This window comes from Pseudofrankia asymbiotica (assembly GCF_001983105.1).
GTDB classification, from domain to species: Bacteria; Actinomycetota; Actinomycetes; order Frankiales; family Frankiaceae; genus Pseudofrankia; species Pseudofrankia asymbiotica.
Genome location: NZ_MOMC01000036.1, coordinates 42,757 through 55,074, shown reverse-complemented (window position 1 = coordinate 55,074; position 12,318 = coordinate 42,757). Strand labels below are relative to the sequence as shown.

Below are 12,318 nucleotides of genomic sequence, written 5' to 3'. Positions count from 1 at the left end.
GCACGAAGCAGCCGGTCGGCCGGTGCCTGCTCGAATGCCTGCGTGACCGGCACGACGACGTGCTGCGGTTCGTGTTCGACCTCGACGTGTGGCCCACGAACAACCTGTCAGAGCGCGATCTTCGGCCTTTCAAGACCCAGCAGAAGATCAGCGGGCGGCTCACCTCCGCGGCCGCGACCGCCTGCCGCCTCCAGGTCGCCAGCTACCTCTCTACCGCCCGCAAGCACGGCGTGTCCGCCCTGCAGGCCCTACGGCTCGCGTTCCGCGGCACCCCCTGGATGCCGCCCCCAGCGATCACTGCCACCTGACCAACCACCCGCCTGACCCCGCCGCGCCGACCCACCGGCACGGCCCACAGCCACGCCCCCGAACCGCCACCCACAGCAAGATCCCTAAACCAGGTGAATGTTTACCATCACGCTGCCGAGCGACACCGACGCGGAACGCGGGCTGCTCGGCATCGAGCCCGACCCGGACTTCGCCACCAACGGCTACCTGTACGTCTCGTACACGACGGCGACCAACCATGACCGGTTGTCCCGCGTCACCGTGGTCGGCAACGTCGCCGACCCCGCGAGCGAGCTCGTGCTGCTGGAGTCCGACCAGYTCGGCAATGTCTTCCATCACGGCGGCGAGATCCGGTTCGGACCGGACGGAAAGCTCTACTGGGCGATGGGGATGAACACCTACAACCCCAACTCACAGAACCTGGGCAACCTGCACGGCAAGATCATGCGGATCAACAAGGACGGCACGGTACCGACGGACAACCCGTTCTACAACACGCCGGGCGCGCGCAAGGAGATCTGGGCCTACGGCCTGCGTAACCCGTTCCGGTTCGGATTCCTGCCGGACGGCCGGATCATCGCCGGTGACGTCGGCGGCGACCAGTGGGAAGAGGTGGACATCGTCGAGCGGGGCGGCAACTACGGCTGGCCGCTCGCCGAGGGCGTCTGCACCGGATGCCCCTACGTCAACCCGGTCTACACCTACCACCACACGCCGCCGCCGGACAAGGCGGGCTCGATCACCTCGATTCTGCGGTATGACGGCGACGCTCTCGGCGACGAGTTCGACGGCGCGGTCTTCTACGCCGACTACACCCTGCACTTCATCAAGTACCTGCATTTCGACCACACCTACACCTCGGCCATCGAAGAGCACGACTTCGAGTCCGACGCCGGTACCCCCGTCCAGCTCAGCCAGGCGCCGGACGGCAGCATCTACCAGCTGAACGTCTACCCGGGCCAGCTGTACAAGATCGGCCTGTCGGGTGGCAACCGCGCCCCGGTCGCCCAGGCGTCCGCTGACCAGTCCGCCGGCCTGGCGCCGCTTGCCGTCAACTTCAGCTCGGAGGGCTCGGGAGACCCGGACGGCGTCCCCGTCACGTACTCGTGGAACTTCGGCGACGGCGCGACGTCGACGGAGGCGAGCCCCTCGCACGAGTACGTCACCAACGGCACGTACAACGCGGTCCTGACGGTGAGCGACGGCGAGAAGTCGAGCACCGCGACCGTCCCGATAACCGTCGGCAACCGATTGCCGACGGCCACCATCACCGCGCCCACCAACCTGGCGAAATACAGCGCCGGCGACCAGGTCTCCTTCGGCGGGAACGGCACCGACCCGGAGGACGGGACGCTGCCCGACTCGGCGTTCAGCTGGGACATCGTGTTCCACCACGCCGAACACATCCATCCGTTCCTCAACGATATTGACGGGGTTCGGGGCGGGACCTTCACCATTCCGACCGCCGAGGACAACATCGCCTCGACCTGGTATGAGGTCCGGCTCACGGTGACGGATGCCGGCGGTCTGAAGAACACCACCTCGGTGAACATCTACCCGCGGCTGGTGAACCTCACCTTCAGCGCGAACAACCCGACGGCCCAGTACACCGTCGACGGCATCCCGCACACCGGTACGTACACCGAGCAGGCGGTGGTCGGCGTGCAGCGGGTGCTCAACGCGCCCTCGCCGCAGTACGACGGCACCTTCCAGTACCAGTTCAGTAACTGGTCCGACGGTGGTGCCCAGTCGCACACGATCGTCACGCCCGGCACCGACGCCAGCTACGTCGCCAACTTCGCCCAGAGCCAGCTGCCGCCGACTCCCTGGCTGGAGAAGGACATCGGTTCCCGKACGGTTGCCGGCTTCTCCTCCTATGACGGCGGTGCTTTCACCGTCCATGGCGGCGGCAACGATATCTGGGCCGATACGGACGAGTTCCACTACGTCTACCAGCCATTCCGCGGCGACGGCGCCATCGTGGCCCGCGTCGTCTCGCAGGACAACACCGACGGCTGGGCGAAGTCCGGAATCATGATCAAGCAGGAGGCGGTCCAGGGCGCGCCGTATGTACTGCTCGGCGCGACGCCGGAGCACGGCATGACGTTCCAGTACAACTTCACCGGTGACGGCGGTTCGACACCCTTCACGCTCCCGAACGCGTGGATGAAGCTCGAACGCGTCGGCAACCTGTTCAAGGCGTACCGCTCGCCGGACGGCGTCACCTGGACCCAGACCGGGCAGACCTCGCTGCCGATGGGCAGTGACGTCACCGCGGGTCTGTACGTGGTGTCTCACAACAACACGCTGAACCAGACCGTGTTCGATGATGTCTCGATCACATCGGCGCAGCCGGCCTGGACGAACGTCGACATCGGGGCTCCCGCCCTGGCGGGCTCGTCGAGCGTCGCGAACGACGTGTGGACCCTGAACGGCGGCGGCAACGACATCTGGGCGGACGCCGACCAGTTCCAGTACAACTACCAGCCGCTCGTGGGCGATGGCCAGATCACCGCTCGCATCACGAGCCAGACGACAAACTCCGACGGCTGGGCGAAGGCCGGAGTCATGATCAAGGACTCGGCGACGGCCGGCGCGCCCTACGTCATGCTCGCGACCACGCCGCTGCACGGCCTCAACATGCAGTACAACTTCAACGGGAGCGTCGGCGGCGGTGGTTACGCCTTCCCGAACGCCTGGATAAGGGTGAAACGCCAGGCGAACACCTTCACCACCTACCGGTCGACGGACGGGATCACCTGGACGTTGGTGGGTTCCGCGACGGTGCCGATGGCTACGGCCGCCACGGCCGGGCTCTTCGTGAACTCGCACAACGGCGCGGTCATGGGGACCGCCACCTTCGACCACGTCGAAGTAGTCCAGAACTCGGGCCTCTCCAGCCTGCCGAACCCCTGGATCGGCGGCGACGTGGGATCCCCGGCGCTCGGCGGCTCCGCGACCTATGCCAACGGCACCTTCACGATCAACGGGGCCGGCAACGACATCTGGGCGGACGCCGACCAGTTCCATTACGTCAGTCAGYCGCTGAACGGCGACGGGGAGATCGTCGCCAGGGTGACCAGCCAGGAGGCCCAGACCGATGGGTGGGCCAAAGCCGGCGTGATGATCAAATCATCCACGGTGGGCGGTTCGCCRTACGCCCTGCTCGCCCTCACTCCCGTCCACAACCTGGTGTTCCAGCATGAGTTTGTCCATAGCGACGACGCGGGCGTGTACGCGTTGCCTCACGCCTGGCTGCGCMTCACCCGGGTAGGCAACGTGATCACGGCCTACAAGTCGGYAGACGGAACGACGTGGACGAACGTCGGCTCCGCTACCATCAATATGGCCACTAATGTCACGATTGGGCTCTTTGTCTGTTCACACAACGGGTCCCAGCTGAACACATCCACCTTCACCAATGTCACGGTCACCCCGTAGCCATGCCGTGCTTTGGTGCGCGCCCCCTGTCGGCGGGCGCATGGCGACGCCGGGTCGCCGGGCTCCTGGTCCCGGTCGCGATGGTGGCGGCGACGGCGTCCTGCGATCGTTCCGACGGCGAGACTCCCGACGAGCCGGGCCCTGCCGTGAAGGTCGGGCTTGTCACGTCAAGCGAGACGAATCCGTTCGCGTTGAAGCTGACCGACGGCGCCGAACGAGCCGCCCTGGCGCACGGCGCGACGCTGATGACGGCCGCCGGCAGGTTCGACGGGGACGCGGCCAGCCTGGTCACCGCGATCAAGACCATGATCGACTCCGAGGTCGACGGCATCCTGATCTCGCCGATCCCCGACGCCGCCGTGGTCGGCGCGCTTCAGAACGCGCGGGCGGCCGGCATTCCGGTGATCGCTCTCGGCTCGTCCACCGACCTGGGCACCGCCGTCGACGCGGTTTTCGGCATTGACAACTTCAGGGCCGGCCTCGCCGTGGGCGAGTACGCCAGGGCCACGCTCGGCGGCCGCTCGCCGGTGGTCGCGATGCTGGATCCGGCATCCGGGGGCCGACCCGGGGTGCAACGGGAGAACGGCTTTCTGGCCGGCCTGGGGCTGGTCGACGTCGACAGCGGCGCGACCGAGCGGGCCACCGCCGCCGGCGTGGTGTGTGGCGAGCCGGCACCGGACCCGCCCGCCACCGCCGCGCCGGCTACCGCCGCGCCGGCTACCGCCGTCACGCCCGCCACGGCCTGCCTTGCCGCGCATCCCCAGGTGAACGTGGTCTTCGCGGGCAGCGACGAGGCCGCGCTGGACGCGCACACGTCCATCCAGGCCGCCGGCGGGCGCGACGTCGTCGTCGTCTCGGCGGACGGCGGCTGCGCCGGCGTCCGTGCCGTCAGCGAGGGGTGGGCCGCGGCGACGTCACAGCAGTATCCGCGGACAATGGCGCGCCAGGGGGTGGAAGCGGTTGTCGCGTCGGTTCGGGATGGCAAGAACGTGTCCGGTTTCCACGACACCGGCGTCACGCTGATAGCCGCCACGCCCCGGTCCGGGGTCAGGTCCGCCGACGTCGCGACCGGGCTTTCGGACTGTTGGGGCTAGGCGCGTCCGCCGGTGGCACGGAACTTCTCTCCGACAAGAACCAAAGCCCCGTCTCCTTGTTGGGGTTTACTCGGTTTCCCGTCGGTCCGAGCAGTGCCTGACCCCCGGAGATAATCCCCGAGAGGCCACTACTAGGCTCTCTGTTGAGACGAACAACAGCCAGCCCACCGAGGCGGTTCCGTGATGAGTTCTCCGGTCGGCGCATGGGCGAGATGTCGCGCGGCGGCCCCTAAACTGTGCCTCCTCATCGGGGCCGGCGCGTTGTTGCTGCCGGTGGTCAGCTGCCAGCCGGACAGCCCGGGTGCCGGCCGCCCGGAACCGGCCGTCGTCTCCATCGACGACTCCGCCGTCGGCACGGCGCCGAACCAGTTCGACTTCTCCGGCGAATGGACGTCGTCCGGGGGAGCCGAGAAGTTCCAGCAGGGTGACCACTATTCGGGCACGACCGGCGCACGGTTCTCCATGGAGTTCTCGGGCCCGCGCGTCACGCTCTTCGGAGCTCGCGCCCCCTGGCACGGAATAGCCGAGGTGCGGATCGACGGCAAGGACCGTCCCGACGTCGACCTGTACGCCGCCGCCCGCGAGGACCAGGCGGAGCTGCTGTCTGTCGACGATCTCGCGGACGGTACGCACGAACTGACGGTGACGGTCAGCGGCAGAAAGAACCCGCTGTCCGAGGACTACATCATCACCGCCGACCGCGTCGACATCGAGGGGACCGCGGAGACGGTCACCACCGGCCCCGCCTCGCCGCCGAGCGCGAGCCCGACAACGGGTCCGGAGCCGCCCGGCCAGCCCGGCGACGGCGTGGTGAGGGCGGACGGGACGTCGCTGAGACTCGACGGCCGGACCTATCGGTTCACCGGGGTGAACGCCTACGAGCTCGCGACCTACTGGGATGTCAACGCCGGGTGCGGCGCGCAGGTCGACGATCTCAACGCGTTCTTCGGCTCGCTGCGGCCGGACAGCATGGTCCGCATGTGGGTGTTTCAGGACCTGGCGACCAACAAGAACACCGGGGCGCGGGACTGGACCGGGATAGACYGTGTGGTGCGGGCGGCCGAGCAGAACGGCCAACGACTGATCCTCACCATCGGCAACTACTGGGGAGACTGCGACCAGAAAAAGGGGACGGACTGGTTCGACGGCGGGTATCGCCAGGCCCAGAGCGGCCAGCGCGCCTCGTACTGGGACTACCTTCACGAGGTCGTTGGGMGCTACAAGAACTCGCCAGCGCTCGGCATGTGGGAGCTGCTCAACGAGCCGGAGATCGCCTGCGGTTCCACGCCGGTGCTGCGCAGGTTCTTCGACGTGGTCGGCGGCGAGCTCAAGCGCGTCGACCCCGTCCACCTGCTCGGATCCGGGGTCATCGGAGGCACCCAGTGCGGTCTTCGGGACCAGGACTACGTGACGGTTCATGAGAGCCCGGCGATCGACGTGCTGAGCTTTCACGACTACAACCACGACAGCGAGCCGTTGTCCTCCGAGGTCGCRTCGCGTCTCAGGCAGATGGAGACTCTCGGCAAGCCGCTGGTGGTCGGCGAGGCAGGCATGAAGGCGGGGCCAGCGRCCGACTGCCCGTCCACCACGCGTCGCGCCGGCCTGTTCGAGGCGAAGATGACGGCGCAGTTCAGCGACGGTATCTCAGGTTTTCTCGTCTGGAACTGGACACCCAGCCCGGAGGGGTGCGACTACGGCATCCTGCCCACCGACCCGACGCTCGCGAGAATTCACGACATCCCGCTCGGGTCCGGCCCGGTGGATGTGCCGTCGACGTCCTCGCCGTCGCCGACCGGGCCGGGGGCACCGGGCGCCGGGGTGTCGGCCGGGCCTCCGATGGGCTTCAACCACTACAACCACTTCGGCAACGGCGTCACTGAGGCGACCGTCCGGGAGATCGCGGACGCGATGGTCCGGAACGGGATGCGCGCGGCCGGCTACGTCTACGTCAACATCGACGACAGCTGGCAGGGCGGCCGCGACGCCAACGGGAACATCCGGACGAACGACCAGTTTCCCAGCGGCATCGCGGCGCTCGCCGACTATGTGCACGACCGGGGCATGAAGCTCGGTATCTACACGACACCGGCGGCCAGGTCCTGCGCCGGTCGGGTCGGCAGCGAGGGGCACGAGGACCAGGACGTGCGGTCGTTCGCCGCCTGGGGGGTCGACTACATCAAGCTCGACTGGTGCGGGGCCGACTACTCGCCGGACGGCGCCGCCGCGATCGCCAGGAAATGGGCGGACGCCATAGCGAGGAGCGGCCGGCCGATGGTGTTGTCGATCAACGCCGGCGGAACGCTGTACGTCCCGCCGTGGGCAAGCAGGATCGTGAACCTGTGGCGCACCGGCGACGACATCTGCGCGAGCTGGTACAACCAGACCCGATCGCCCGATCCGGCGTCTGACTGCCGAAATCGCCAGTCGGCCGGCATCCGGGACTACCTCTCCAGCAACACCCCGGCGAACGCGTCGTTCGTCGGCCCAGGTCACTGGGCGGATCCCGACATGCTCGAGGTCGGCAACGCGGGCCTGTCGTTCGAGGAGGCCAAGACCCACTTCAGTGTCTGGGCCATGTGGTCCGCGCCGCTGCTGGCCGGCAACGACCCGCGGGGAATGAACGGTACCGACGACGCGAGCCGCGTTCTGCTCAACACCGAGGTGATCGCGGTCGACCAGGACTCGCGGTCGGTGATGGCCACGAAGGCACGCGACGACGATGGGCTGCAGATCTGGCGAAAGCCGCTGGCGGGCGGCACCCAGGCGGTGGCACTGGTCAACACCCGGGACGCGGCCACGACCATGACGCTGTCGTGGAGTGATCTCGCCTGGGCGAAGGTGAGCGCCATGCGAGACCTGTGGCGCCACGCGGACCTGGTCCCGTCAGGAACCGGCTACACCGTCAACGTGCCTGCCCACGGAACCGTGATGCTGCGCGTGGCGGGGAGCTGACAACCAGCGACGGCATGATCGATCCCTTTCTGGTCCGCGTGATCGAGCTCCGGTCCGCGTGATCGAGCCGATCGGCGTGATCGAGCCGGCTGGCCGCGGGACGTGGCGCCGGCCGCCGGATCGGTAGGCTGAACACAGGTGCCGTCGGTAGCCACCTTCGCGCCGCCCGCGGCCTCTCGCGCACGCGCGGCGAGGCGGCCCGTCGCGACCTCCAGGTTGACCCTGGCCAAGGACCGGACGGCGGGCGCGGCGGGCGTGCTCGGACGGTCCGGGTGACCAGCCACGACGGCGAGCAGCCACGACGGCGAGAACGACCAGCCACGACGGCGAGAAAGCGCGGGTTCGATGACAGCCGACGGGTCCGGGGCGCAGATGCCTCGATCCGGCTACCAGACCGACACGGTGGCCCGGGACGTCCAGACCGCTCCAGACGGCACTCCGGCGCGGATCGCCGGTCGCCTCGTGCTGTGGCGCCGGATGGGCGGCCTGGTCTTCGGGCACATCCAGGATCGCTCCGGCCGGGTACAGATCTCGCTGGCGAAGAACGACCTCGGCGAGGAGACGTTCAAGGCGTGGCACAGCTCCGCGAAGGTCGGTGACTTCGTCGGCGTGACCGGCACCGTCTACACCACCCGCAGGGGCGAGCGGACGGTTGGCGCGAGCGACTTCACCGTGCTCAACAAGGCGGTACGGGCGCTGCCGGACAAGTGGCACGGCATCGCCGACGTGGAGACCCGTTACCGGCGTCGCTACCTGGACCTGCTCGCGAACCCCGAGTCGCGGGAGCGGTTCCAGGCCCGCTCGCGGGTGATCAGCAGGATCCGCCGTTTCCTCGACGAGGCGGACTTCCTGGAGATCGAGACCCCGATCCTGACCGAGGCCGCCTCCGGTGCCGCCGCACGCCCGTTCGTCACCCGGCACAACGCCCTCGGCGAGGACTTCTACCTGCGTATCTCGCCGGAGACCTATCTCAAGCGGGTGGTCGCGGGTTCGTTCGACCGTGTCTACGAAATCGGCCGGAACTTCCGCAACGAGGGAATCGACCCCTCGCACCTGCAGGAGTTCACGATGCTCGAGTGGTATGCGGCGTACTGGGACTACCGCGACAACATGAGCTTCGTGCGCGAGCTGGTCCTGGCCGTACTGGATGACGTGTTCGGCACCCGGTGCGTCACCTACGAGGGCGTCAAGCTCGACTTCGGCGCGGACTGGCCCGTGGTCGACTACCGCGAGGCGGTCGCGCAGCGTACCGGTGTCGACCTGCGCGTCGTCCGCGACTTCGAGACGCTCAAGGAGAAGTGCGCCCAGCTCGGCCTTGACGTCACGAAGGCCGCCTCCTACGCCGGCCTGGTCGACCTGCTCTACAAGAAGACCGTGCGCCCCGAGCTGATACAGCCCTGCTTCCTGGTCGGCCACCCGGTCGAGCTGGTGCCGCTCGCGCGCCGCAACGACGACGACCCGACGCGCCTGGACATGTTCCAGGTCGTCGTGAACGGATGGGAGATCGTCAAGGCGTACTCCGAGCTGGTCGACCCGGTCGACCAGCGCGTCCGGCTGGAGGAGCAGGCGGACCTGCGGGCAGCCGGCGACGACGAGACGATGATGCTGGAAGAGGACTTCATCGAGGCGATGGAGTACGGCATGCCGCCGATGTCGGGGCTGGGCCTCGGCATCGACCGGTTCGTCGCGCTGCTCACCGACGCTCCGACGCTGCGCGACGTCGTCCTCTTCCCGTCCATGCGGGGCGCGAAGGGGCCGGAGGCGGACAGCCGAGCCGCGTCCACCGACGAGGGCGAGGGCGAAGGCACGCGCCCCGAGGCGGCCGGCGTCCCGGATATCTGATCCACAAGGCCTGACCGGCCGCCCGTCAGCGGCTGAAGGCGGGTGACCACGCGCCGGACACGAGAACGCGCGGTGAGCCCGACCCGTCCGCGGGTTCGACCCAGGTGTCGGTGATCGCGGCGTCGGCGCCGGCCCTGGGCAGGCCGTAGGCGATGGTGTGGTCGTCATACCAGGCGATCTGGTCGTCGACGGAACGAGTGTCGGCCAGATGTGTCCGCCGCATCGTCTTCAGGTCCAGGACCGTGGCGACCCAGCGCACCGGCCCGCCGCCGGCCACCCGTTCCTTGAACGCGATCCTGGTGCCATCCGGGGACAGCGACGGGCACTCCACATTCGTGGTCATCGTCCGCACCGCTCGCTCCCGCAGCGAGCCGCGCACCAGATAGGTGGTCCCACCGGTCGACAACGTCGCGTAGAACGTGTCGTCGTCCGCCGCGAAGGTCACGCCCCAGAAGTTCTGGTCGACCGGGTTGATCCGCTCACCGTCCCGGTACACCGCGAACTGCTCGAGGTTGCCCAGCTCCTGGCGGGTGGCCACGTCATAGAGCGTGGTGGCGGTCGAGAACCCGGGGCCGGCGTACGAGTGCCCGGTGACGAACACGGTGACCGCRGCCAGCTTCCCGTCCGTCGACAGCCGCGCGCGGCTGGGCACCCCGCTCAGGGTGAAGGAGTGCAGGGTGCGCAGGTMCGCGTCGAAGACGTAGGCGCGGTAGGTGGTGACCAGGCCGCGGCTCGCCGCCAGACACAGGCCGATGCCGGCGCGCACGTCGACGCGGTCGCAGTTGAGCGAGGTGATGGCGGGGGCACCGCCCGGGTCGTCGAGCGGAACCATGGCGACCCGGCCGTGGGTGCTGTCGCGCGCCGTGGACCTGAACACCACCCTCGGCGCGCCACGCAACGTCGTCGGGTCCAGCCGGGCCGGCCGGGTGTCCACCGCGGCGGCCGGCTCGGCGTCGCGACGCACCACGTGCACGACGTAGCCGCCACCCACCACCGCGCAGACGACCACGACCGCGATGAACGCCATCACCGCCCGGCGTGACGGCGACGACGGCGACGACGGCGGTGCCGGTGCCGGTGCCGTCGACGGCGTCGACGGCGTCGACGGTGATGACGGCGGCGATGGCGGCTTCGGTCCGGGCTTCGCCGGCGGCGTCGCGCCCCCGGTCGCCGAACCAGCCGCCCGTCGTCCACCGACCGCTTTGGTCATGTCCCGCCTTCTGGCGCGTAGGAGAGCCCCGACGCGGGGGCGGGGCGCCCGGCCTGGGGCCCGCTCCCGCCGGAGCGACGGAGCGCGACGGTGGCCAGCCCCACCGAGAGCACGCCGGCCGCGGTGACCCAGCCGAAGGCCACGGTCGGCCCGCGCCACATCCACAGCGCGCCGAAGGCCGCGGAGGCGGCGAGCTGGGCCAGCGCCACGCCGGTCTGCGTGAGCGCCAGCCCACCGGTACGCGACATCGACGGCACCAACGCGCTCACCGCGGCGGCCAGCACGCCGTCGGTCGCGGCGTAGTAGACGCCGAGCAGCGCGAGCGCGCCGAGCAGCCCGGCGGTGCCGGGGCTGGGCAGCCACAGCACCGCGTACACCAGCGTCAACGCCAGGTATCCGCCCACGAACACCCGCCGCCGGCCGACGGCGTCGGCCAGGTGGCCAAGGGGAATGGCGAGCAGCAGATAGACGCAGTACACACCCGCGGCCAGCAGCGGGAAGTACTTCGTGGCCAGGTCGACCTGCTGCTGCAGCCGCAGGTACACGAAGCCATCGCCGATGGTGCACAGCGCGAGGCCGACCGCGACGATGGTCAGCCGCCGGTACTGCCCCCACCGCAGCAGGCTGAACGTCGCCGCCATGCTCGGGCCGGCCTGGCGTGACCGCGCCCCGCGACCGCGACCGGCGTCTGGACCGGCGCCGGCGGCGGCGGTGCTGGCGCTGGCGCCGATGGGCTGCCGCACGAGCAGGACGATGACCGCGACACCCACGAGTCCGACACACGCGCTGAGCACGAACACCAGGTCGAAGGAGTCAGGCGACACCGCGAGCAGCGCGAAGGCGGTGAACGGTCCGAGCATCGCGCCGAGCGTGTCCATCGCGCGATGCACGCCGAAGACCCGCCCGAGYCCGGCCGGCGGCGCGGCCAGCGACAACATGGCGTCGCGGGGGGCGGTGCGGATGCCCTTGCCAATCCGGTCCGCGGTCAGCGACGTCGACAGCGCGGCTGTGCTCGGCCCGCCGACCACCAGAATCACCTTCGCGGCCGCTGACAGACCGTACCCGACGACGGCGACGTCGCGGTGGCGGTGGAACCGGTCCGACACGAACCCGCCGGCCAGCCGGGTGACGGCGCTTACGCCCTGGTACAGGCCGTTGACCAGGCCATACTGGAACGGCGTGAAGCCCAGCGTGCTGACGAGGTAAAGCGGCAGGACCGCGGTGACCATCTCGGTGGACAGGTCGGTCAGCAGGCTGGTCAGGCCAAGCAGGACCACCGTCGCGCCGACGGCGCGGACAGCCGGACCACGACGGGTCGCGACGCCTGGGCCGCCGGGGTCTCGGACACCGACGTCGCCGCCGCCAATGGCCACACCCACGCCATCGGTGGTGTCCGAGCCAGTGGGGTCCGGGTCAGCGACGTCCGCGTCAGTGACGTCGACGACATCGAACTGGGGAGCCCGCGGCACGGTATACAACAGCGGCTCCCCC

The 12,318-nt window shown here is 69.3% G+C and carries 7 protein-coding genes; 5 read left to right on the top strand and 2 right to left on the bottom strand.

The window, feature by feature from the left end; translation table 11 throughout:
* The 5 genes from BL253_RS18380 to lysS all read left to right on the top strand — a co-directional run.
* Positions 1–308, top strand: a 308-nt coding sequence (locus BL253_RS18380) for an IS66 family transposase (RefSeq protein WP_158230376.1), incomplete at its 5' end; no start/stop codon positions are given.
* Between the two features lie 97 nt (positions 309–405).
* Positions 406–3,729, top strand: a complete 3,324-nt coding sequence (locus BL253_RS18375; RefSeq protein WP_076818348.1) for a PQQ-dependent sugar dehydrogenase — start codon at positions 406–408, stop codon at positions 3,727–3,729.
* A gap of 146 nt (positions 3,730–3,875) precedes the next feature.
* Entirely contained in the window at positions 3,876–4,823 is a 948-nt protein-coding gene (locus BL253_RS18370) for a substrate-binding domain-containing protein (RefSeq protein WP_241834909.1), read from the top strand.
* Between the two features lie 261 nt (positions 4,824–5,084).
* Complete coding sequence (locus BL253_RS39405) at positions 5,085–7,775, top strand: glycoside hydrolase family 27 protein (protein ID WP_158230375.1); 2,691 nt, start codon at positions 5,085–5,087, stop codon at positions 7,773–7,775.
* Positions 7,776–8,120: 345 nt separating this feature from the next.
* Positions 8,121–9,617 (top strand): lysine--tRNA ligase, encoded by a 1,497-nt coding sequence (gene lysS / locus BL253_RS18355; RefSeq protein WP_076818347.1) that lies wholly within the window; start codon positions 8,121–8,123, stop codon positions 9,615–9,617.
* A gap of 25 nt (positions 9,618–9,642) precedes the next feature.
* Here lysS and BL253_RS42935 read toward each other — a convergent pair whose 3' ends face one another.
* A complete protein-coding gene (locus BL253_RS42935) occupies positions 9,643–10,827 on the bottom strand; it encodes a TolB-like translocation protein (RefSeq protein ID WP_241834908.1) in 1,185 nt (394 codons plus the stop codon).
* Complete coding sequence (locus BL253_RS18345; protein ID WP_076818345.1) at positions 10,824–12,296, bottom strand: MFS transporter; 1,473 nt, start codon at positions 12,294–12,296, stop codon at positions 10,824–10,826. The genes BL253_RS42935 and BL253_RS18345 overlap by 4 nt, the downstream gene beginning before the upstream one ends.
* Positions 12,297–12,318 lie beyond the last annotated feature (22 nt).